A 20,156-nucleotide genomic window follows, 5' to 3' on the forward strand; every position below is an offset into this window, starting at 1 on the left:
ATGGCGGTAATTTCTTACAATCTCCATAGGCTCTGGAGTGCAGGGATGCTATAACTTGCAACTTGCGTTATAATATTTTTCCCTGAATGGTCAAAATCAAGTTGTGCGGTTTCACGAGAGAAGAGGACATAGAAAAGGCAGTAAGCCTTGGTGTTGACTATGTGGGCATAATACTCTATCCGAAAAGCCCGAGATATGTAAAACCTGAAAGATTTGAGCAACTCTTAAGAGCTGGAGACGGGGTTAAAAAGGTGGCAGTTATGGTAAACCCCTCGCCTGAGGAAGTAGAAAACGTCCTTCAGGTTGGCTTTGACCTTGTGCAACTCCACGGGGAGGAGAGTCTGGACTTTGCAAGAAGGCTTGGCATGGAAAGGGTGATAAAGGCTTTTGGAAGCTGTCCTGGGCTTGAAGTTCATGAGGATTGGAAAAAAGCACATGCGGTGCTAATTGACGCATGCTCAGGAGAAGCGTATGGTGGAACAGGTCTAAAGTCAGACTGGAAAGTGGCAAAGGAGCTCATGGGTAGAGGCTTCAGAGTTTTTCTGGCGGGTGGGCTGACTCCTGAAAGTGTGAAACAGGCTATCAGAGTGGTAAGGCCCTACGCCGTTGATGTGTCTTCCGGCATAGAGGTAAGCCCTGGCATAAAAGACCACAGAAAGATGGAGGAGTTTGTCCATGCAGTTAAGAACGCATCAGAAGATTGATACCTCTCTCAGTGGTGAGGTGGTTGAGCTTTCTGAAGGCTACGCAAGGGTCAGGCTGAGGACTGACAGCAGGATGACTGCAGATGAGACAGGGCTTGTCCATGGTGGTTTTATCTTCTCTCTTGCAGACTTCTGTGCCATGGCAACGGTAAACGAGCCCACCGTGGTGCTGGCACAGGCGAGCATAAAGTTTATAAAGCCTGTAAAAGTGGGGGATGAGCTTATGGCAGAGGGCAGGCTTGCCAGCTCAGAGGGTAGAAAGAGATGGGTTCATGTAGAAGTTAAAAGAGGAGAAGAGAGGGTGGCAGAGGGGGAATTCCTCTGCGTGGTGCCAGAAAGACACGTGCTATCTCAGTAAGCAAAAACACCCATCTCCCTTGCAAGCTCCTTTAGCCTTTCAATTCTCTTTTCTGTGGACGGGTGTGTGGAAAAGAGCTCCCATATGCCCTGTCCTGAAAGTGGGTTTTCAATAAAGAGGTGTGCAGTGCCCTGGTTGACCTCAGCCGGTATCTGATGCACATAGTTGTGAATCTTTTCAAGGGCACTTGCCAGAGCAAGAGGGTCTCCTGATATTCTTGCACCTGTCTCATCTGCCATGTATTCTCTTGAGCGGGATATGGCCATCTGTATTATGGTGGCGATTATGGGCGTTATGATTATCATGGCAATGCTGGCTATGATAGAGAGGGGGTTGTTGTTTTCTCCATCCCTTGAGTGTCCGAATATGAGAGCCCACTGAAGCATGTTCACCAGGTAGGATATGGCTCCAGCTATAGTGGCAGCCATGGTGGCAACAAGCACGTCCCTGTTCTTTATGTGTCCCAGCTCGTGGGCAAGCACACCTCTTAGCTCTCTCTCGTTGAGAAGTCTCAGTATTCCAGAGGTTACTGCAACTGCACCGTTTGATGGACCCCTTCCGGTGGCAAAGGCATTAGGCTGTTCCATGGGAACAAGGTAGATTCTGGGCTTTGGCATGTTTGCCCTCTGGGCGAGCTCTTCCACCATCCTGTGAAGCCATGGAGCTTCTTCGTAAGGAATTTCCCTTGCTCCATACATCTTGAGCACAATCTTGTCGGAAAACCAGTAGGCAAGAAAATTCATTATTCCCGCCAATATGAGAGCTATGGTCATTCCAGCCTTACCACCTATAAGATTGCCCACAAAGAGGAAAAGACCTGTCAAAAGCCCTAACAGTATCACGCTCCTTATTGCGTAGCCCATTTCCCTATTCCTCTTCCAGACCATCCCTGTGAAGACAGTCTGGGCTGGGGTATTTGTATTCCGCCTTTTATGGCATGGACTGCCCCAGCTGGCGGTTTTAGTCCACGCCCTGGATGCTTATATAAGAAGATACAGAAAGCAAGGCAAAGTGTCAACTCTCAATGACATGACTCAGAGTTGATTTTGATGAGGAGGGGCTTATATTTATCACCAAAGCATATTGCAATGACAGAAAGAGTAGAGGAAAGGCTGGACCTTGGAAGCTTTGATGAGAAGTTCTATGCTATAGTTGGCAGGGGGGATGAGAACCTCAAGTATTTTTCACAGCTCTTTGATGTGAAAATATCCGCAAGGGGAACGGAGATACTCATAAGAGGTGAGGAGGACAGAGTAAGGGCTGTCTATGAGTTTTTGAAAGATATCATAAAAGAGCTGAGAACATCTACCCTGACCCCTCAGGAGATAAAGGAAAGAGCCAGAAACTATGTTCAGTCAAGAGTTGAAAGAGAAGATGGTCCAAGAGAAGAGGTCATACTCATAACCCACAGAAAAAAGGCCATACTTCCCAAAACTCATACACAGAGCATATACGTAGATGCCATAAAAAACAACGACATAGTCTTTGGAATCGGTCCTGCTGGAACAGGTAAAACCTATCTTGCCATGGCTATGGCACTTGCGCACCTCAAGGCCAACAGGGTAAATAAGATAATACTAACCAGACCTGCAGTGGAGGCAGGCGAAAAACTGGGCTTTCTGCCCGGTGGAATTGCGGAGAAGGTGGACCCATACCTCAGACCGCTTTATGATGCCCTTTACGATATGGTGGACTATGATAAAGCAAGCTACATGCTTGAAAGGAACATAATAGAGATAGCACCCCTTGCCTTTATGAGGGGAAGAACTCTAAACGACGCCTTTATAATACTTGACGAGGCTCAGAACTCTACCAAAGAGCAGATGAAGATGTTCCTCACACGCATAGGTTTTGGCTCAAAGGTGGTAATAACGGGCGATATAACACAGATAGACCTGCCAAGGAGAGAACAATCGGGTCTTGTGGAAGCAGTAAGGGTCCTGCAGGGAATTGAAGGCATCGGGTTTGTATGGTTTAAGGATGAGGATGTGGTAAGACATCCCATAGTGGCAAGGATAATAAAGGCCTATGAAGAATTTGAAAGGGCAAAGGAAGAACAGAGTTCTGGTAAGGAAGGAGAAGGGAAAGGTTAAAACCCAATGGGTGAGGGAAATCCTCAGCAGGCTCCTGCAAGCACATGGCTTAAAAAACACAGAGATAAGCGTATACCTGACCGGTGACCAGACCATAAGGCTTTTAAACAGAGACTTCAGGGGCAGAGACAAGCCAACGGATGTGCTCTCTTTCATTTACGATGAGCCTGTGGGAAGATACAGGCTTCTGGGCGAGATTGTCATATCTCTGGATACAGCACAGAAACAGGCAGAGGAGCTTGGACACAGCCTTGAGGAGGAAATAAAGAGGCTTCTTGTTCATGGCTTCGTGCACCTTCTGGGCTATGACCACGAGCTGGGGGAGGAGGAAGAGAGGAAGTTCACAGAAATGGAAGAAAAACTCAGAGCCCTGCTCTGATGCCCTACTATACTGAACTGAGCTTGCAGATTTTCCAGAAGGTGTTAAAATATCTTAAGGAGTATTCAGAGCCGGTGGCTCTTGACATCTTGGCAACTGAATAGGGCGTTGAGCTTTTAGGAAAGCCCGAGGGCTTGTTTTAGTTGTTATCACTTGCAAATGATACTCGTGTCAACAATTTTTGCAAAGGGCGGAGTTTTTGAGATTTTACCCCTTTTTTCGTAGCCGTTGTTTGGCAAGGCTTATAAAAAACTTGAGATTTACTTCTCTGTTGCGTGCGTAGAAACAAGTATTCATGCGTGTTTGCTATCTTTTGATTGATACTCAGGCTCCGGAGGGCTATTTATGATTTATATCATGTCAAAAGTCAAAAATGAGCCTATTCTAATCCTTGATTTTCAGGAACCTGCGGAGAAGGGTTGCATTTTTATCTGACCCTCGGGGAGTTGCAACAGGAAAAAGGCAAATTCGTCCACCTCCCACCAGAGTATGTTGCATTTTTATCTGACCCTCGGGGAGTTGCAACCCAACGAGTGGCAATTTAGAAGAACTTCCAAGTCCTCTGTTGCACTTTTATCTGACCCTCGGGGAGTTATATAATCTCCACATGCCCAACTATGTTTTGCTTCTGTCCTTTGTTGGCACTCGTTTTCATGGCTGGCAGGTTCAACCGGATCTGAGAACAGTGCAGGGAGTTCTCAAAGAAGGCGTTGAGAGGATTTTTCAACAAACTGTCAAAGTAACTGGCTGCTGCAGGACTGACGCCGGTGTGCATGCCCTTGAGTATGTGGCAAACTTTCAGGCAGAGCGTTTCATAGAGCCCGAAACTCTTCTAAAAGCCCTGAATTCTCTTCTGCCTGAGGATATGGGTTTAAGGAAGGTCTGGATACAGGAGGGGTTCAATGCCCGCTACGGCGTGAAGGGTAAGATTTACCTCTACAGGATACTGAACACGCATGCAAGAGACCCCTTTTTAGAGCCCTTTTGCTGGAGGATTCCCCACAGGCTTGACTATGACAGAATGCTCTCTGCGGTTGAGCTTTTTATAGGCAGGCACGATTTTTCTAGCTTTGCGAAACTGGATGAGGAAGAAAAGAACACCCTTATTGAGATAGAGGAGCTGAGCCTGCGAAAGGTGGATGAGTTAATTGAGTTCAGAGTTAGGGCGAAGAGCTTTTTGAGATACATGGTAAGGCGAATGGTGGGAAGCCTTGTGTATATGGGGCTCGGGAAGCTATCACATGAGGATATAAAAAATTACCTTGATGGCAGGGGCAGATGCCCCTACACAGCAAAGGCAAAGGGTCTTACTCTTGAAAGGGTTATACTTTAAGGACACTTACCGGCATCATGGGGTGGGTTGTCCACCATATCAAGGAAGGCTTCAAAGGGTCCCATGTTTTTCATGGCAACCCCCTTCGGTCCCTCAAACTTAAGCCTTCCCAACATCATTGCCTTCATAGGTCCGTATTCTTTCTTACCCATCTCTAACCATCTTCTGGTCTCCGCATACATGAGAAAGTCGTCTTTACCCCTTTTATCCTTTGCAGGACCCCCATAAACGCAAATGGCCTTTCCTCCTTCGTTCTTTATAGTGAGCTGTATCTGTTTGGTATCTCCACAGTCCTCCCTGTAGAGGAAGAGCTTCCTTTCGGGAACCGCAACCCAGCTTTCACTCTTTCCAAGCTGCTCTGATAGCTGTGGAGTTTTATTCCATGCTTCACAGAGGGCTTTTGCATACTCTCCATCCATAAAAACGGGCATTGACATAGCCATTCCGCCAACACTCAACAGCAACAGATAAAGCTTTCTCATTCTATAACCTCCCGACTGGGTTTATTTTTTAAAGCATACCACTGGTTTTTCAGATTTTCCATTAGAGTTTATTATTCTTCAATAAAACATATGAATGTGTTTATATGTTTATTCAACTATTTCTGTGCCTATGCCTTCCTGAGTGAAGACTTCCAGAAGTATGGAGTGAGGGGTCCTTCCATCAATTATGTGGACTTTTTTAACTCCAGACTGTAATGCCCTTATGGCACTCCTTATCTTTGGGAGCATCCCTCCCTTTATAACCCCCTGCTGAATAAGCTCATGCACTCTATCCCTGCTGAGGGTTGGTATAAGCCTGCCCTGGGCGTCCTTCACGCCCTCCGTATCTGTCAGAAAGATGAGTTTTTCCGCCATGAGAGACCCGGCAACCTCTGAAGCCACCACATCGGCGTTAATGTTGTAGGCCTCCCCCCTCTCACCAACACCCACGGGAGCTATTATGGGTATGTAGCCCTTTTCCATAAGAACCTGAAGCAGGTCTGTATTTACGCCCACCACCTCACCCACAAAGCCTATGTCCTCTTCCGGAACATCAAGTCCCAGCTCTCTGAAGTATCTTTCTTTATCCAGTTTCTTTGCCCTTATGAGCTGTCCATCCCTACCAGAAAGACCCACTGCGTATATGTTCTGACCACTGTGGGTGTTTATGAGTGCCACTATATCCTTGTTTATGTCTCCCGAGAGAACCATCTCAACCACATGCATGGTTTCCTCATCTGTTCTCCTCATACCACCTACAAAGTGTGGCTTTACACCAAACTTTTCAAGGGTATGGCTTATCTGAGGACCACCGCCGTGGACCACCACAACCCTTATACCCACATATCTCAGAAGCACCACATCTCTGGCAAAGCTTTCTCTCAGGCCCTCCTCTGTCATGGCAGAGCCCCCGTATTTTATGACAAAGGTTTTTCCGTAAAACTCCCTTATGTAAGGAAGTGCCGACTGAAGAATTTTAGCCTTTTCCACAAGCTTTTCTATCATTATCATATGGCCTTTAAAACCCTCTCCACATCCTCCACCTTTTCCACGTTAAAGACCCTTACATAAGGCACTGTCTGCTGTATTAACTTAGAAAGGACGTTCTTGGGTCCTATCTCCACGAAGGTGTCTACCCCATGCTCCACCATATAGAGCACGCTCTGAAACCATCTTACTGGAGAGAATATCTGCCTGTAGAGGTTTTCTCTTATATCTGGTGCCATTGTATGGGCAATTGCAGTGTAGTTCTGGACCACCGGGGTGTTTATGTTTTTTATGGGTGTCTGGGCCAGTTTGAGCCTGAAGGCATCGGCAGCAGGCTTCATAAGAGAGCAGTGCGATGGGACAGAAACTTTTAGGGGTATAACCTTACCTCCCATCTGCTTTACTATTTCGCTCGCCTTCTCTACCGCCTGTCTTTCTCCAGATATGACTGTCTGTTCAGGAGAGTTGTAGTTTGCTGGCTCAACCACTCCAGAGTCCTGAGCAAGCCTGCAGGCCTCCTCCACTTTTTCCGGTGGAATCTTCAGCACCGCAGCCATAGCCCCTGCACCTTCTGGGACTGCTTCCTGCATGTATTTACCCCTGAGGTTTGCAAGCCGGACCGCCTCAAAGAGCTCCACGCCTCCTGCCACTGCAAGGGCCGTATACTCTCCCAGGGAATGCCCTGCCACAAAGTCTGGCTGTGGAAACCCCTTTGCCTTAAGAACCGCATAGATGGCAAGGCTTGTGGTCAGGATTGCAGGTTGTGTGTTAATCGTCCTGTTCAGCTCTTCCTCCGGACCTCTGAATATTATATCGGTGAGGTTATACCTGAGAGCTGTCTCTGCGCTGTGAAAAACATCCGCAGCTTCGGGAAACTCTCTGTAAAAGTCATAACCCATTCCCACATACTGAGAGCCCTGTCCGGGGAACACATAAGCCAGCTTTCCCATAAGTCTTCTATTTTAACCCATCTCTCTGAGCTTTTCCCTTACAAAGTCCCAGCTCCACCATGTAGCTTCGTGAACGGGCATGGATTTTCCTATGTTTTCCTCCGTTCCTTCAACCCAAATGACCTTTCCGTCGGTGAGCAGTTTGAAGTTTCTCGTTCTTGAGGACCACCTCCAGAAGTTGTGTGGTCCTATACCCAGTGCCTTTTTGAAAAGCTCAAGCTCGTTGGGCAAGAGTGGTCTTCCCTGCATGCTCTAATTATATACCTCTTTTCTTTCCCATCTGAGTTGCCCTCTTGAAAAATTCCCTCAGCTTTCTTCTGACCAGTTCGTGGAACTTCTCAGCCTTCATGCCCGTGAGTATCTCCACAGCATCATCCACTGTATCCACAGTGTATATGTGGAACTCACCCTTTTCAACAGCCTCCAGAACCTCATCATCAAGAAGAAGATTATCGTAATTCCTCCATGGAACTATTACCCCTTCAATGCCTCTCAATCCGAATATCTTGCATACCCTGTAGAAGCCCTCCACCTTCTCCTTTATGCCACCAACGGGCTGGGCATTTCCAAGCTGGTCAACGGAGCCCGTTATGGCAACATACTGCTTAAGGGGAACCTCAGCGAGAGCGGAGAGTATGGCAAGAAGCTCTGCCATGGATGCACTATCGCCCTCCACTTCATCATAGCTCTGTTCAAAAGTAAGGGTGCAGGAAAGATAGAGCGGCATGTTCCTTCCATACTTTCTGCCCATGTATCCACTTAGTATCAACACACCCTTTGAATGTATGGGTCCGCTGAGCTCCACCTCCCTCTCTATGTTTACTATACCCTTCTCACCCATGTATACAGAGGCAGTTATTCTGCTCGGTTTTCCAAAACTGTAATCTCCAAGGTCAAGGACGCTGAGCCCGTTAACCTGCCCCATTTCCTCCCCTTCAATACGCAGGATAAACTTACCCTCCCCAATTGCTTTCCTTATCTTCTCTTCAAGCAGGTTTGACCTGAAGAGCTTTTCCCCTATTGCCCTTTTTATATGGCTGCCTTCTATCATGGCCTTTCCTTCTGCAAAGGACTGCGCCTCCCTCACCACATCCACGAGACGCCCCATGACCATGTTAAACTTCTTTCTGCTGCCAGATAGCTCTACACCATGTTTGAAAAGCTCTGAAAGGGCATCCGCAGAAAGATGCTTTAGCCCCTCTTCTTCCACTATCTTTCTGAATATCTTTGGAAAGGCATCGGTAAGCTCTTCTCCAATATCTATGACCGGGTCAAAGTCTGCCTTTACCTTAAAGAGCCTTCCAAACTCTGGGTCGTAGTTGTAGAGTAAATAGTAAAGGTAGGGGTCTCCTATGAGAACTACCTTGAAGTCCGCTGGCAGGGGCTCAGGGCTTATACCCACCAGGGGCATTATTGTATCTTCCAGTGGATGCAGGGGCATGTGTATCTTTTTGTGCATTAGCACCTTCTTGAAGGCATCCCAGAGAAAGGGGTTTTTCAGCAGGTCAAGCACCCTCAGCACGAGATAGCCACCCCTCGCCCGGTGAAAACTTCCCGCAGAAATGCTCATATGGTCTGCATACAGAACGCCCATCTCCGCAGTATAGAAAACCCTTCCAAAAAGGCTCTGAAAGGTTGGCACCTCATCAAAGACAACGGGAGCACCTTCAAGGGTTGAGTTGTCCACGAGGACATTTACCCTGAAAGTGTTGAAAGACTTCTCCAGCATTTTCTGGAAGGCAAGATTACCCTTTGAAGTATGCCAGGAAAGGAAAAGGTCTGAATTTCTTGCAAGCTCAGTCTTCAGCCTGCTTATGTATTCGGATATACCCTCATATTCCATGTATTTGCCTTCAAACCTTGAAAAAACCTTGTCCACCACATAGCCCGCAACCCTGTTCCTCAGGTCCAGCACCTGCTCTGAGAGGCTGTGGTCAAGCTCCCTTAGTTCTCTTATAAGATCCCTGAACCTTTCTTCAAACTCTGAAATGCTTTTTTCGTAGCTTTCCTGAAGCCTTGGATTGGCATAGACCTCCTCTTCTGGAACTATCCTTCTGCCTATGAGGGGAAGAAGCTTTATACCTGCCGGTGTAAACACAACGCCAAGGCCATGAAACTGGGCTTCCTCAACCAGTCTCTGAGCAACCTCTTCCTTCTTACTTTCTACGCTTTTCCTTATTCTTGCCAACTCCTCCTCATATTCCTTGCTCTCAAAGGCTTTGGGAATTTCCTCCTTCAGGGCATCTATTGCCCAGTCTATGTCCTGAGACAGTGCTTTACCCATGCCTGCAGGCAGCAGGAGATACTTTGGCCTCAGAGGATTGTCAAAGTTGTTGACATAACATATGTCCTCGGGTTTTTTCTTTTCCTTTGCGGACTCCCTGAGCCTTTTGAGTGTGTATATGGTCCTTCCTATGCTTTCTGGTCCTGAGACGTAGAGGTTATAACCCTCAAGCTCCGTCTTCAGTGCAAGGTCAAAGGCAAACCTGACCCTTTCCTGTCCGGGGAAAAGCTCCGCAGCTTCTACATCCTTTGTGGAAAATGTAAAGGTGTATCCGTAACTGAGTTCATCCCTTGATAGCCTTTTTATAGCCACCTTAGGTTGCCTTCCTTATCTCTCTTCCCAGCTTATCTTCCACAGATTTTACCTTGCTGAAAAGCCTTCCGGATTTGCCTTCTCTGTAGTCTATCTTCATGGTTATGGATATGCGAGGGCAGTCCTTCCTGAGAGCCTCAAAGCCTTCTTTTAGCACAGACATGACCTCTTCCCATGTTTCTCCCTCTATTATGGTTCCCATGGGAGTGAGCACATAGGGAAGTCCAGACCTGTCCACTATGTCCACAACCCTTGCCACATACTCACTGACGCTCTCACCCTTCCCCAGAGGCGTCATACTCACGAACACAAGCACGCTCATGGCATAAATATTTTATACTATTCACACTGTGAGGCTCACCTTTCCCCTCACCATAATAGGCTTTTTCCTCTTCCTTGCCTTATTTGCGGACATTCTTGCTCCCTATCCTTATTCCCTCCAGAACAGAAAGGCGCCCTTTCACCCACCCACAAGGATACACATCTTCAAGGATGGAGGGCTTACTTTTCCGTATGTTCATCCCTACAGGATGAGGGACCCACTCTTCAAGGTTTACGAAGAGGACAGAAATGTTGCCTGCAGGCTAAGGCTTTTCAGCAAAACAGAGCATGGATACAGGCTTCTTTCTGTTGAAGAGCCATGCCATCTATATCTGCTTGGAACGGACAAGCTGGGGAGAGATATTCTAAGCAGGCTCATATACGGCTCAAGGGTTTCTCTGACCATAGGTCTTGTGGGGGTTAGCATAACCTTCCTTCTGGGCAGCCTTATAGGCGGCATTTCTGGATACTTCGGGGGGAGGATAGACACAGCAATAATGAGGCTTGTGGAGGTGCTTTTAGCTATACCCACCTTCTATCTCATGCTTTCCCTGAGGTCTGTTTTCCCGCTGACCATGGAGAGCTTTCAGGTCTTTCTCATGGTTATATTTATCCTGTCCTTTCTTGGGTGGGCAGGGCTTGCAAGGGTCGTGAGGGGTATGGTGCTTTCCATAAGGGAGAAGGAGTTCGTCCAGTCTGCCAGAAGCTATGGTGCAGGAACCTTGAGAATTCTGAGAGTTCACATTCTGCCAAACACCTACTACTATCTGATAGTCTCTGCAACTCTCTCATTCCCTGGCTACATTCTGGCTGAGGCATCCCTTAGCTTTCTTGGTCTTGGCATTCAGGAGCCCTTTCCCAGCTGGGGAAACATGCTCTCTGACGCAAGGAATGTAAACCTTGTGCTTGCCCATCCATGGATACTATCTCCGGGCGTTGCCCTCTTTCTTCTTGTAATAGCCTTCAACCTTCTCGGTGATAATCTTCTAAAGGGTGGCAGAAGATGAAGGACCTTTTCTGTAGAGTTGTCAAAAACAGACATATCAGAGGAAGGCTGTTCCTGCTTGAGCTCCACGCACCCGAGATTGCTAAGGAAGTAAAGGCGGGACAGTTTGTGATGCTGGGAGTTTCTCCCACCCTTGACCCTCTGGGAAGAAGGGCCTTTGCGGTGGCAGATGTAAGGGATGAAAGGCTTCTAATATTTTACGACCTTGTGGGGAAAGGGACAGGACTGCTCTCTGCGGTGAAGGAGGGAGAAGGGCTTCCCACATTTGGACCCCTCGGTAAAGGGCTTTTTCCACAGGAGGGGGATAAACATCTTCTTCTGGGTGGAGGTGTGGGGCTTGCAGGGCTTAGCCTTCTCGGTAAAGAATTGAGAGCAAAAGGTAAGAGGGTAGTCTTTGTCTACGCTGGCAGGTCTGAAGAGCATCTTGGTATGGAAGACTGGCTGAAGGAGGAGGGTTTTGATTACATACTATACACGGAGGATGGAAGTAGGGGCAGAAAGGGCCTGATAACGGATGCACTCAGAGAATTTGACATCACCTGGGTGGTTCATGCCTGCGGACCAAAGGGTATGCTGAGGGCTCTGAAAAACATGAACACTGGACATAACATGTATTTTTCCCTTGAAAGCAGAATGGCATGCGGGTGGGGCGTGTGCCTGGGATGCGTGGTGAAAACCCCAGAAGGCTACAGGAGGGTATGCTACGAAGGACCTGTATTGCCTGCAGGGGAGGTGCTCTTCTGATGTTTACAGGGCTTGTGGAAAAAGTGGGAAAGGTGGAAGGCCTGAGAGGCGGAAGGCTTGTGGTAGAAGCAGGCTATGAAGATGTGGTGCTTGGGGAGAGTATAGCAGTCAATGGCGTATGTCTCACGGTGGTAAAGACTGAAGGCGAGCTTCTTCATTTTGACCTGTCTGAAGAGACGCTGAGCAGGAGCAACCTGAGATTTCTAAAAAGGGGCGACCACGTGAACCTAGAAAGAGCACTCAGGCTCTCTGACAGGCTAGGTGGACATCTTCTTCAGGGACATGTGGACTTTACCGCACCCATAATTCAGCTACAGAAGAAGGGCGAGCACTGGCTGTTAATGGTCCAGATTAAACCAGATTACAGCGCATACTTTGTAGAAAAGGGCTCTGTAGGCATAGATGGGATAAGCCTTACCATAAACAGGGTTGAGGGACCGCTGATTCAGATGAACATAATACCCCATACCTATGAAAACACAAACCTCAAGTTCAGAAAGTCAGGGGAGATGGTAAATGTAGAGGTGGACATAATAGGCAAGTATGTGATAAACTACCTTCAGAGGTTCAAAGGTGGTAGTTTGCAGAGCCTCTTAGAAGCTTTTTATAATATAAACACATGAACGTGGTATGTAAACAGGCAATATACAATAGAGAGGGAAAGATAGCCTTCTACGAGGTATTCCTTCAGGACAGGGCCACTGGTGCATACCCTGAGGGTTTTGACCCACTGAAGGCCACAAGCATATCCATAGATGTGCTCACTGAGATTGGTCCTCACAAAGTGGGTAATGGCAAGCTTGTCTTTGTAAATGTCCCTGCCATATTCCTTGAAGCCTCCATGTTTGACCTCCTCTCGCCACAGCATGTGGGTATAGAACTCGTTGAGAACAAAAGGCTAACAAACACGTTGCTTGATGCCATAGACGACCTCATAAAACGCGGATTTAAGTTCTGTATAGATGACTTCGGTTTTGAAAAGATAGACTATCTGCCGCCTTTGAATAAATGTCATTTTGTTAAAATAGACATAAAAAACAACCCATACAATGAAGAAGAGTTAAGAGAAGTAATAAGCATACTGAAAAGCTTAAAAAAAGGCATAATAGTTAAAAACATTGAAACCAAACAGGATTACGAGAGGGCCTACGAGCTGGGCTTTGAATATTTTCAGGGAATTTATCTTTCAAGGCCTGCCATGGTAAAGGATACTAGGACCATATCCTTTCTGAAATCAACTATACTTCAGGTATACAACGCAATAAAATCCAGGGATATAAAAAAGGTTGTTGAGGTTATAGAGAAAGACATAGGTGTAACATACAAACTCCTTAAATTCGTAAACTCAGCCTATTTTCCGAAGGCAAGAGAGTTCAGCAATGTGGAAGATGCTGTTATCTACCTTGGACTTGAAAACGTTGCCAAGTTCATCATAGTGCTTGCCCTTTCAGATATGTTTGCAGAGGAGAGCGAAAAAGAGCTCTGGAGAAAGGCCCTTTTCAGGGCAAGCCTTGGTGAAAAGCTCGCAGAGATAAACGCAAAGGAGATGAAGGATAAAGCCTACCTTATGGGTCTTTTCTCCCTCTCGTGGGAAATACTGGGGCAAAAGCCTGAAGACATAGCAAGAACTCTCCTTCTTGACAGGGAGATAGTTGAAGCCTATGAAAACAGGCTGAGTCTTCTTGGGTTTATACTTTCGCTCATTGACCTGCTGGAGGACAATGGGGATGAAGAGACCATAAAAAAGGTGGCAAAGGTCCTTGAAACCTCACCGGAGAGGATAAGGAACATACTGGAAGAGGCAAGGCTTGAATCTGAAAAATTCGTCGCCTAGTCAGTGGCATAGCTGTGTAGTCCGGGGAAGAAGAGGTTTACAGCAAAAAAGCATATGAGAACCGTTATAAAACCAAACACCACCATCCATGCAGTTCTTTTCCCTTTCCAGCCAAGCATCTGCCTAGCATGAAGGTAGGCTCCAAAGAAAAGCCAGACTATCAAGGACCACACTTCCTTTGGGTCCCAGCTCCAGTATCCCCCCCAGGCTTCATTCGCCCAGGCAGCCCCCAGTATTATGGAGGCGGTCCATATGGGGAAAACTACCACTATGGACTTGTAAGTTATCTCATCAAGAAGCTCCCTTGAGGGCAGAGGCAGGTTTGGGAACCTGTCCTTGAGAAGGTAAAGAACTGCACCACCAAAACCAACAGTAAAGCCCGCATAACCCGTAAAGGCGGTGACCACATGCAGATAGAGCCAGTAGCTCCTCAGTGCTGGCATGAGGGGCACTATCTCCTTGGAGGCATAGAAGATGGCAAAAGCAGAAAGGCCAAAGACAACGGGCACCACCACAGCACCGAGAAGTCTTATACCGTATTTTCTCTCCAGAAGGAGATATATAAAGCCCACTACAAAGCTCCAGAAGGTGAGGGCTTCAAAGAGGTTGCTCCAGGGTGGATGGGGAACGCCAAGCTCATAGGTCTGAATGGTTCTTCTTACCATGCCGGCAAGGTTCAGGGCAAGGCCAAGAGAAAGGCTTAAAGTTGCCATGTTCTGCACCAGCCTGTCTCTGAGAAAGAGGGTGCTCAAATATACCACAGAGGACAGGGCATATGCCAGCGTGGCAGATTTATACCAGAAGGTATTGTCAAGCCTGAGGGTTCCAAGAAGCCCACCGAGCAGGAGTATGGAAAGCCAGAGCAGAAAACCGTAGGACCTCGTCTTCTCTCTTTCAAAGGTTATTTCTCTCATAACTCCTATAAATATAACCTATTCAGCCGGTTTTACATCCACCTTTATATCTACGCTTACCTCGGGATGAAGCTTGAGTGTGACCGTGTATACACCCACATCCTTTATGGGGTTTTTTAGCATGACCTTTTTCCTGTCTATTTCAAACCCCTTCTCCTGAAGGGCCTGTGCAATGTCCTGGGGTGTCACAGAACCAAAGAGCTTTCCCTTCTCACCCACCTGTCTGAATATTTCCAGCATAAGTCCTTCCAGCTTCTTTGAAAGAGCCTGAGCTCTTTCCTTCTCCTTCTGTAGCTTTCTTGCCCTCTGAGAGAGGATGTTTCGAACATGACTCAGATTCCCCTCTGTGGCAGGAAGGGCAATTCCTCTGGGTATGAGATAGTTTCTGGCAAAGCCATCCTTCACGCTTATCACATCCCCAAAGACTCCATAACCTTCAAGGTCCTTTATGAGCACCACCTTCATGTCTTACCTCCTTATGCTACAAGATATGGCAGAAGGGCAAGCTGTCTTGCCCTCTTTATCTCTCTTGCAAGAAGCCTCTGATGCTTTGCACAGACGCCAGTCTGCCTCCTGCCCATTATCTTGCCCCTTTCTGTGATAAACCTTTTTAGCTCTTCATAGTTCTTGTAGCTGGGGTCCTTTTTTGCATCGCAGAAGGGGCAACTTTTCTTTGCAGACCTCTTAATCATATCCATCCTAAAACCTCCTTAAAAAGGTATTTCGTCATCCTCAGAACTGAAGGGCGTTTCAATTGGCTCCTCTGACATCTCCTCCTCTCTCAGAGAAAACTCCTCTACAGGTTCTTCTATCCTGGGTTTGTTAATAACTCTCACGCTTTCAGCAACAATTCTTATCTTGCTCTGCCCTTTGCCTTCCTTGTCCATCCATCTGTCCTGAGTGAGCCTGCCTTCTATAACCACCGTGTAGCCCTTTGATATGCGATTCACCAGGCTCTCAGCAAGTTTGCCATAGGCCTTGACTTCAAAAAAGTGGCTTTCCTCCTTCCATACCTCACCCACCATATACCTTCTGTTGTATGCTATAGTAAACTCAACCATCCTTGTGCCCGAGGGCATATACCTTTCAAGCGGGTCTTTTACCAGCCTGCCTATGATAATGACCTTATTGAGCAACCTTCTCTCCTTCCTGACCCTTTACCTGTATGTTGAGCCAGCGTATTATGTCCTCACTTATCTTGCAGTAAAAATCAAGCTCGTTGGGAAGCTCGGGTCGCTGTGACCTTATGGTGAGCATGAAGTACCTGCCATGGTTGAAGTTCTTTATGGGATAGGCGAGCTGTTTTGCCCCCCAGTCTGTGATGCTCAGAAGCTCTCCACCTTTTTTCTGGATAAAGTCCTTCATTTCCTGAAGCTTTTTCTGAACCTCATCCTCGGTGAGAGTGGGTCTGAAGACCACAACGCTCTCGTAATGCCTGACTGTCTGATAATACCTCTTTGCCATCTTTACCTCCTGGACTTTTAATGGTCCCTGCCTCAAGGACAGGAACGAGGTAATGGTTTATTATATCATAATGAGTGTAAAAAGGGCAAGGTTAGAAAAACTTCTCATGGAGGAGATAGCGGGCCTTATACTCAGAGAAATTAAGGACCCAAGGCTTGCACATGTGGTTATCACCCATGTGGAGCTATCGCAGGACATGAAAAGGGCAAAGGTATACTTCACAACCCTCCAGGAGGGCAGGGAAAGGGAGGCGGAGGATGCCCTCAGGCACGCCAGCCCCTTTATAAGGGCTCGGCTGGCAAAGGGTTTGAAGATAAAAAGGCTTCCAGAGCTTGACTTTATCTTTGATAGGGAATTAAAAAGAATGGAAAAGATATGGCAGAAGCTCTAACAGCCTTCCTTCTAAAGGAGAGTTTTTATCAAATTTCCCCGCCAGAGGGAAAGCTTCTTTACTTCACAGACAAGGACCCTCAGGTAAAGTCAGAAGAGCTTTTGAGCGCTTCTGAGGTGGACCCCAGAATACCCTACCCCCTCCTTAACCCCCTTCAGACGCTTTTCTATAAACTTTACAGAGGCGGGAATGCCCTCATATCTTCTCCCACATCCTCCGGCAAGAGCCTCATAGCCTACCTTTTTATGAAAAACTTTGAGGGGAGGCTCCTGTATACTGCACCCACAAAGGCGCTGGTAAAGGAAAAGGCAGTGGAACTGAGAGCCTATTACGGGAGGAGTGTGGAGCTCAGAACTGGGGATAGCGTGCTTGAGAGCTTTAAGGAGGTAAAGGCCAGGGTTGTGGTGAGCACCTATGAACACCTTGCCTATGCCCTGAGAAACTCCGCAAGATGGCTTGAGGATGTGGGTGCGGTGGTGGTGGATGAAGTGCATCAGATTGTCAAGAGGTGGATGCTGGAGGAAATAATAACCGCCTGCAGAAGAAGAGACCTGCCCCTCCTTTGTCTGTCGGCCACGCTGCCCGGTCTGGAAGAACTGGCCCAGTGGATGGGAGCAGAGCTTGTCATAAAAAGTGCCTGGAGACCAGTGCCACTTTACAGGGAAATAAGAAGCCTCACCGAGTTCAGACCAGTAAGAAGAGAGCTGGAGGGGGAGTCCCTTGTTGCGGGAAGGCTCCTATCAGCTCTTTACTCCCTCAGGCAGGGAGGAGAACAGGTCATACTCTTTGTTCCGAAAAAGAGTCTTGGCTGGAAACTTCTTGAGCTGGCAAAGGAGGAAAAAATAGGCATATTGAACCAGACGGTGCCCTTTGAAGTTGAAGAGGAGAGAGAGCCAGAAATAGCCTTTCACAATGCGGATGTCCCAAAGGAGGAGAGGGAGGAGATAGAAAAGGCCTTCAGGAAAGGAAGGCTCCAGACCCTAATAGCCACACAGACAATGGCCTATGGTGTAAACCTTCCCGCTGACAGGGTGATTATTCTTACAAGGTTTTTCAGAAAGGAAGGAAGGCTCAGAAGCATACCAGACAGCCTTGACATACTTCAGATGGAAGGAAGGGCCGGAAGGCTGGGCATAAAGAAAGAAGGATACTCAAACCTCCTGGTCTATGGGGCTAAGGGAAAAGAGCTTGAAAAGGAACTGGATAGAGCCCTTGAAAGACCACTGACCACCGCAACCATGGAAGGCTCCGGGGATGAAGCCCTGAGTTTTTTTCTCTTGCTCGCCCACATGTATGAGGGTGAGGAATTTGAAAACTACCTCAAGAACACCTATTCCTTCAAAAGGGTTGGTAGGGAAAGGCTCAGCAGGATTGAGAGGTTTCTGAGGTCTCACGGCTATCTTGAGGGCTACAGCCCCAGCCAGAAGGGGCTCTTTTGCATAAGGACTGGTATACCACCCCTGAGCTTTGAAGAATTTCTCAGAAGGAAAGGCCTGAACCTTGACCCTGTAAGCACCATAAGACCACTCCTGCACATGAAAAAGTTTGACGGGCTGCTGAACTTCCTGAAGGGTATGGAAGGCTTTAGAGAGGATTTTCAGATAGTGAGGGCAATGCTGATTCCCTGCGGTGAGGAATGTTTAAAAGACAACACAGACCAGCTCCTTTTCTATACAGAGGGGCTAACCGCAAAGTATCCAAACATCAAAAATCCTCCCGGGGAGTTTTCATATCTTGGCACCGACGCCCTTCATCTTCTGAGAGCGCTCCTTGAGATAAACAGGCAGGGCTTTTACAGGTTTTCAACCCCTGAGCTACTGCAGATAACCCATTCGCTGAAGTATGGTATAAGCACAGAGTATTCAGGCCTTGCAGGCATAAAGGGGATAGGTCATATAAGGGCAAACCTCATAAAGGAAGTCCTTAAAGATTTGAGAATAGCACCCCCAGAAATCTGCAGCCCTGTGGAAAGCCTTCTTGAAACCATGGAATCTGAAAAGCTCTGGGAGCCCCTTCTTGAAAAGCTGATGCAATACAGAAGAATGAATATGGAAAGGGCAAAGGAAGAGCTGGAAAGAATAAGGAGAATATTCAGGAACAACCGCAGTGGTTATATGGTGGATGACAGGATACTGCTTGCCTACGGACTCTTTACTGAAGGGACCTCTGCCCTGAAAAGGACGAAAAGAGATTTAGTTGAACTGGTAGTAAATGAGCTCCGCAGAGTAAGGTCCTCATGAAAGGGGCAGTAGAGCTTGCAAAACCCATCCTTGCAGTCCTTTACAGAGAAAGGAGCCTGATGGAGGATTTTCTCTCAGGACTTGATGTGGAGAGAGTATCTCAGGACTTTTACTTTGAGGGTCTGCAGAGGTATTATGGCAGGGAGATGGGTGATGGGCTTTTGAAAAGGTTTTTCAGCCTTTCTGGGCTAATGAAGAAGGAGGAGCTGAGGGATTTTAAGCTATGGGCTATGAGAAGGGAAGAGGAGTATTCCTGCCATGGAAGGAGAGGTCTGAACATAGACCCGGGCTATGTGGATGAGAGCCACCTTGTGCTTGCATCCTCAAAGAGGAGGGGAGGCAGACTTTATCTTGGAGGCAGTGTGTATGCAGAGATAGAATACCTTTACCTTTACGGGAACTTCAGACCACTTTACTGGACATACGGAGATTATAGGGATAAGGGGGTGAGAGAATTTTTTGAAGGCGTGCGGGAAGACTTTCTCAGGCAGTTAAACCTTGCAAGGGAGGGTAAGGAGCTGGTAGTTTACAGGTTCGCCCAGGATGAGCTCTACAAGGAAGTCAAGGCTTGGAGAATGGTCGGTGAAGTAGAGACTTAGATTTGAGGAACCGGTCCTGTTTACATAAGGCATAACCTCAAGGGCGGTGCTCTCAGCAGAGTCCACAACCCTCACAGACCCACCCATAAATTCCTCTATAAGCGGTTTGAGTAGTGGATAATGGGTGCAACCAAGTATGAGCGTATCAACCCCCTTGTCTCTGAGTTCCTCCAGATAGTGGGCTACCACCCTTTTTGCTATCTCGCCCTCAAGCACACCTTCCTCCACGAGAGGAACAAAGAGAGGGCACGCCTTCTGAAATACTTCCACACCACCAGCCTCCAGAAGCCTTCTGTATGCACCACTGGATACGGTTGCCCTTGTCCCTATTACCCCTACCCTTCTGTTTCTCGTGGAGCTGAGGGCTCTCCTTACCCCTGGCTCTATAACCCCAAACACAGGAATTGGAAGAGTTTCTCTCAAAACATCAAGGGCATAGGAGCTTGCAGTGTTGCAGGCAACCACAAGCAGGTCTATACCCTCAGAAAGGAGAAACTCAGCACCCTCAAGGCTGTATCTTATCACAGTCTGAGAGGATTTGTTGCCATAGGGCACTCTTGCTGTGTCTCCGAGATACACAAAATCCACCTCGGGGTATATATCTCTCAGAGCTTTCAGGACTGTAAGCCCGCCAACTCCCGAATCAAAGACGCCAATTTTCATCCTTCTTTCATTCTCCTGGTGTATTATAACCCGAGTTGCAAGTTATAAGAAATTATGGTAAAAAAAAGCTCCCCATGGAAAACCCATAGGGAGGATTA

At 47.4% G+C, this 20,156-nt stretch carries 25 protein-coding genes; 12 read left to right on the plus strand and 13 right to left on the minus strand.

Annotation, left to right across the window (positions count from 1 at the left end; genetic code table 11):
* The first annotated feature begins 86 nt into the window (after positions 1-86).
* On the plus strand, positions 87-704 hold the full coding sequence (locus WHS43_09250) for a phosphoribosylanthranilate isomerase (GenBank protein MEJ5339823.1): 618 nt from the start codon (positions 87-89) through the stop codon (positions 702-704).
* On the plus strand, positions 676-1,062 hold the full coding sequence (locus WHS43_09255) for a PaaI family thioesterase (GenBank protein ID MEJ5339824.1): 387 nt from the start codon (positions 676-678) through the stop codon (positions 1,060-1,062). Before WHS43_09250 ends, WHS43_09255 begins: the two co-directional genes overlap by 29 nt.
* On the opposite strand, the gene htpX is transcribed toward WHS43_09255, so the two are convergent.
* Positions 1,056-1,925 (minus strand): zinc metalloprotease HtpX, encoded by an 870-nt coding sequence (gene htpX / locus WHS43_09260; protein ID MEJ5339825.1) that lies wholly within the window; start codon positions 1,923-1,925, stop codon positions 1,056-1,058. The genes WHS43_09255 and htpX overlap by 7 nt on opposite strands.
* A gap of 225 nt (positions 1,926-2,150) precedes the next feature.
* Between htpX and WHS43_09265 the strand changes: the two genes are divergently transcribed.
* The 3 genes from WHS43_09265 (at position 2,151) to truA (ending at position 4,867) form a co-directional block, all read left to right on the plus strand.
* Positions 2,151-3,155, plus strand: a complete 1,005-nt coding sequence (locus WHS43_09265) for a PhoH family protein (GenBank protein MEJ5339826.1) — start codon at positions 2,151-2,153, stop codon at positions 3,153-3,155.
* A gap of 10 nt (positions 3,156-3,165) precedes the next feature.
* Positions 3,166-3,534 (plus strand): rRNA maturation RNase YbeY, encoded by a 369-nt coding sequence (gene ybeY / locus WHS43_09270; protein MEJ5339827.1) that lies wholly within the window; start codon positions 3,166-3,168, stop codon positions 3,532-3,534.
* 607 nt (positions 3,535-4,141) lie between these two features.
* Positions 4,142-4,867 carry a tRNA pseudouridine(38-40) synthase TruA gene (gene truA, locus WHS43_09275; GenBank protein MEJ5339828.1) on the plus strand — a complete coding sequence of 242 codons (726 nt, stop codon included), beginning with the start codon at positions 4,142-4,144 and terminating at the stop codon, positions 4,865-4,867.
* Here the strand turns inward: truA and WHS43_09280 are convergent.
* The 6 genes from WHS43_09280 to WHS43_09305 all read right to left on the minus strand — a co-directional run bounded on the left by WHS43_09280 (position 4,864) and on the right by WHS43_09305 (position 10,204).
* Entirely contained in the window at positions 4,864-5,349 is a 486-nt protein-coding gene (locus WHS43_09280) for an SCP2 sterol-binding domain-containing protein (protein MEJ5339829.1), read from the minus strand. The two genes, truA and WHS43_09280, sit on opposite strands and share 4 nt — an antisense overlap.
* Before the next feature lie 108 nt (positions 5,350-5,457).
* Complete coding sequence (argB, locus tag WHS43_09285) at positions 5,458-6,351, minus strand: acetylglutamate kinase (protein MEJ5339830.1); 894 nt, start codon at positions 6,349-6,351, stop codon at positions 5,458-5,460.
* Between the two features lie 5 nt (positions 6,352-6,356).
* Complete coding sequence (gene fabD, locus WHS43_09290) at positions 6,357-7,286, minus strand: ACP S-malonyltransferase (protein MEJ5339831.1); 930 nt, start codon at positions 7,284-7,286, stop codon at positions 6,357-6,359.
* Between the two features lie 12 nt (positions 7,287-7,298).
* Positions 7,299-7,535 (minus strand): hypothetical protein, encoded by a 237-nt coding sequence (locus tag WHS43_09295; GenBank protein MEJ5339832.1) that lies wholly within the window; start codon positions 7,533-7,535, stop codon positions 7,299-7,301.
* A gap of 7 nt (positions 7,536-7,542) precedes the next feature.
* Positions 7,543-9,882 carry an AAA family ATPase gene (locus WHS43_09300; GenBank protein ID MEJ5339833.1) on the minus strand — a complete coding sequence of 780 codons (2,340 nt, stop codon included), beginning with the start codon at positions 9,880-9,882 and terminating at the stop codon, positions 7,543-7,545.
* Between the two features lies 1 nt (position 9,883).
* Positions 9,884-10,204: an MTH1187 family thiamine-binding protein gene (locus WHS43_09305; protein ID MEJ5339834.1), complete on the minus strand. Its 321-nt coding sequence runs from the start codon at positions 10,202-10,204 to the stop codon at positions 9,884-9,886.
* Between the two features lie 28 nt (positions 10,205-10,232).
* Between WHS43_09305 and WHS43_09310 the strand changes: the two genes are divergently transcribed.
* From WHS43_09310 to WHS43_09325, 4 genes are read left to right on the plus strand one after another with little or no spacing between them, the layout of a single operon-like run.
* Positions 10,233-11,210 carry an ABC transporter permease gene (locus WHS43_09310; GenBank protein MEJ5339835.1) on the plus strand — a complete coding sequence of 326 codons (978 nt, stop codon included), beginning with the start codon at positions 10,233-10,235 and terminating at the stop codon, positions 11,208-11,210.
* Positions 11,207-11,953: a dihydroorotate dehydrogenase electron transfer subunit gene (locus WHS43_09315; GenBank protein MEJ5339836.1), complete on the plus strand. Its 747-nt coding sequence runs from the start codon at positions 11,207-11,209 to the stop codon at positions 11,951-11,953. The genes WHS43_09310 and WHS43_09315 overlap by 4 nt, the downstream gene beginning before the upstream one ends.
* Positions 11,953-12,576 (plus strand): riboflavin synthase, encoded by a 624-nt coding sequence (locus tag WHS43_09320; protein ID MEJ5339837.1) that lies wholly within the window; start codon positions 11,953-11,955, stop codon positions 12,574-12,576. Before WHS43_09315 ends, WHS43_09320 begins: the two co-directional genes overlap by 1 nt.
* The gene (locus WHS43_09325) at positions 12,573-13,787 is read left to right on the plus strand and encodes an HDOD domain-containing protein (protein MEJ5339838.1); all 1,215 of its coding nucleotides are present in this window, start codon (positions 12,573-12,575) and stop codon (positions 13,785-13,787) included. Before WHS43_09320 ends, WHS43_09325 begins: the two co-directional genes overlap by 4 nt.
* Here WHS43_09325 and ccsB read toward each other — a convergent pair.
* From ccsB to rpsF, 5 genes are read right to left on the minus strand one after another with little or no spacing between them, the layout of a single operon-like run.
* A complete protein-coding gene (gene ccsB / locus WHS43_09330) occupies positions 13,784-14,701 on the minus strand; it encodes a c-type cytochrome biogenesis protein CcsB (protein MEJ5339839.1) in 918 nt (305 codons plus the stop codon). The genes WHS43_09325 and ccsB overlap by 4 nt on opposite strands.
* Before the next feature lie 18 nt (positions 14,702-14,719).
* Positions 14,720-15,166, minus strand: a complete 447-nt coding sequence (gene rplI, locus WHS43_09335; protein ID MEJ5339840.1) for a 50S ribosomal protein L9 — start codon at positions 15,164-15,166, stop codon at positions 14,720-14,722.
* A gap of 11 nt (positions 15,167-15,177) precedes the next feature.
* The gene (gene rpsR, locus WHS43_09340) at positions 15,178-15,399 is read right to left on the minus strand and encodes a 30S ribosomal protein S18 (protein MEJ5339841.1); all 222 of its coding nucleotides are present in this window, start codon (positions 15,397-15,399) and stop codon (positions 15,178-15,180) included.
* 12 nt (positions 15,400-15,411) lie between these two features.
* On the minus strand, positions 15,412-15,837 hold the full coding sequence (gene ssb, locus WHS43_09345) for a single-stranded DNA-binding protein (GenBank protein ID MEJ5339842.1): 426 nt from the start codon (positions 15,835-15,837) through the stop codon (positions 15,412-15,414).
* Complete coding sequence (gene rpsF / locus WHS43_09350; GenBank protein MEJ5339843.1) at positions 15,827-16,165, minus strand: 30S ribosomal protein S6; 339 nt, start codon at positions 16,163-16,165, stop codon at positions 15,827-15,829. The genes ssb and rpsF overlap by 11 nt, the downstream gene beginning before the upstream one ends.
* A gap of 70 nt (positions 16,166-16,235) precedes the next feature.
* On the opposite strand from rpsF, the gene rbfA reads away from it, so the two are divergent.
* From rbfA to WHS43_09365, 3 genes are read left to right on the plus strand one after another with little or no spacing between them, the layout of a single operon-like run.
* Positions 16,236-16,556: a 30S ribosome-binding factor RbfA gene (gene rbfA, locus WHS43_09355; protein MEJ5339844.1), complete on the plus strand. Its 321-nt coding sequence runs from the start codon at positions 16,236-16,238 to the stop codon at positions 16,554-16,556.
* On the plus strand, positions 16,541-18,796 hold the full coding sequence (locus WHS43_09360) for a DEAD/DEAH box helicase (GenBank protein MEJ5339845.1): 2,256 nt from the start codon (positions 16,541-16,543) through the stop codon (positions 18,794-18,796). Before rbfA ends, WHS43_09360 begins: the two co-directional genes overlap by 16 nt.
* Positions 18,793-19,395, plus strand: a complete 603-nt coding sequence (locus tag WHS43_09365; GenBank protein ID MEJ5339846.1) for a DUF4416 family protein — start codon at positions 18,793-18,795, stop codon at positions 19,393-19,395. Before WHS43_09360 ends, WHS43_09365 begins: the two co-directional genes overlap by 4 nt.
* On the opposite strand, the gene murI is transcribed toward WHS43_09365, so the two are convergent.
* Positions 19,288-20,058 (minus strand): glutamate racemase, encoded by a 771-nt coding sequence (gene murI, locus WHS43_09370; protein MEJ5339847.1) that lies wholly within the window; start codon positions 20,056-20,058, stop codon positions 19,288-19,290. The two genes, WHS43_09365 and murI, sit on opposite strands and share 108 nt — an antisense overlap.
* Positions 20,059-20,156: the final 98 nt, after the last annotated feature.

The sequence above is a fragment of the Aquificaceae bacterium genome (assembly GCA_037481935.1).
Classification (GTDB): domain Bacteria; phylum Aquificota; class Aquificia; order Aquificales; family Aquificaceae; genus Pampinifervens.

Excerpts from the sequence above, each read along its gene's own strand:
- WHS43_09250 (MEJ5339823.1), top strand. The coding sequence starts at position 87 with ATGGTCAAAATCAAGTTGTGCGGTTTCACGAGAGAAGAGGACATAGAA.
- WHS43_09255 (MEJ5339824.1), top strand. The coding sequence starts at position 676 with ATGCAGTTAAGAACGCATCAGAAGATTGATACCTCTCTCAGTGGTGAG.
- htpX (MEJ5339825.1), bottom strand. The coding sequence starts at position 1,925 with ATGGGCTACGCAATAAGGAGCGTGATACTGTTAGGGCTTTTGACAGGT.
- WHS43_09265 (MEJ5339826.1), top strand. The coding sequence starts at position 2,151 with ATGACAGAAAGAGTAGAGGAAAGGCTGGACCTTGGAAGCTTTGATGAG.
- truA (MEJ5339828.1), top strand. The coding sequence starts at position 4,142 with ATGCCCAACTATGTTTTGCTTCTGTCCTTTGTTGGCACTCGTTTTCAT.
- WHS43_09280 (MEJ5339829.1), bottom strand. The coding sequence starts at position 5,349 with ATGAGAAAGCTTTATCTGTTGCTGTTGAGTGTTGGCGGAATGGCTATG.
- fabD (MEJ5339831.1), bottom strand. The coding sequence starts at position 7,286 with ATGGGAAAGCTGGCTTATGTGTTCCCCGGACAGGGCTCTCAGTATGTG.
- WHS43_09295 (MEJ5339832.1), bottom strand. The coding sequence starts at position 7,535 with ATGCAGGGAAGACCACTCTTGCCCAACGAGCTTGAGCTTTTCAAAAAG.
- WHS43_09305 (MEJ5339834.1), bottom strand. The coding sequence starts at position 10,204 with ATGAGCGTGCTTGTGTTCGTGAGTATGACGCCTCTGGGGAAGGGTGAG.
- WHS43_09315 (MEJ5339836.1), top strand. The coding sequence starts at position 11,207 with ATGAAGGACCTTTTCTGTAGAGTTGTCAAAAACAGACATATCAGAGGA.
- WHS43_09320 (MEJ5339837.1), top strand. The coding sequence starts at position 11,953 with ATGTTTACAGGGCTTGTGGAAAAAGTGGGAAAGGTGGAAGGCCTGAGA.
- WHS43_09325 (MEJ5339838.1), top strand. The coding sequence starts at position 12,573 with ATGAACGTGGTATGTAAACAGGCAATATACAATAGAGAGGGAAAGATA.
- ccsB (MEJ5339839.1), bottom strand. The coding sequence starts at position 14,701 with ATGAGAGAAATAACCTTTGAAAGAGAGAAGACGAGGTCCTACGGTTTT.
- rplI (MEJ5339840.1), bottom strand. The coding sequence starts at position 15,166 with ATGAAGGTGGTGCTCATAAAGGACCTTGAAGGTTATGGAGTCTTTGGG.
- rpsR (MEJ5339841.1), bottom strand. The coding sequence starts at position 15,399 with ATGGATATGATTAAGAGGTCTGCAAAGAAAAGTTGCCCCTTCTGCGAT.
- rpsF (MEJ5339843.1), bottom strand. The coding sequence starts at position 16,165 with ATGGCAAAGAGGTATTATCAGACAGTCAGGCATTACGAGAGCGTTGTG.
- rbfA (MEJ5339844.1), top strand. The coding sequence starts at position 16,236 with ATGAGTGTAAAAAGGGCAAGGTTAGAAAAACTTCTCATGGAGGAGATA.
- WHS43_09360 (MEJ5339845.1), top strand. The coding sequence starts at position 16,541 with ATGGCAGAAGCTCTAACAGCCTTCCTTCTAAAGGAGAGTTTTTATCAA.
- WHS43_09365 (MEJ5339846.1), top strand. The coding sequence starts at position 18,793 with ATGAAAGGGGCAGTAGAGCTTGCAAAACCCATCCTTGCAGTCCTTTAC.
- murI (MEJ5339847.1), bottom strand. The coding sequence starts at position 20,058 with ATGAAAATTGGCGTCTTTGATTCGGGAGTTGGCGGGCTTACAGTCCTG.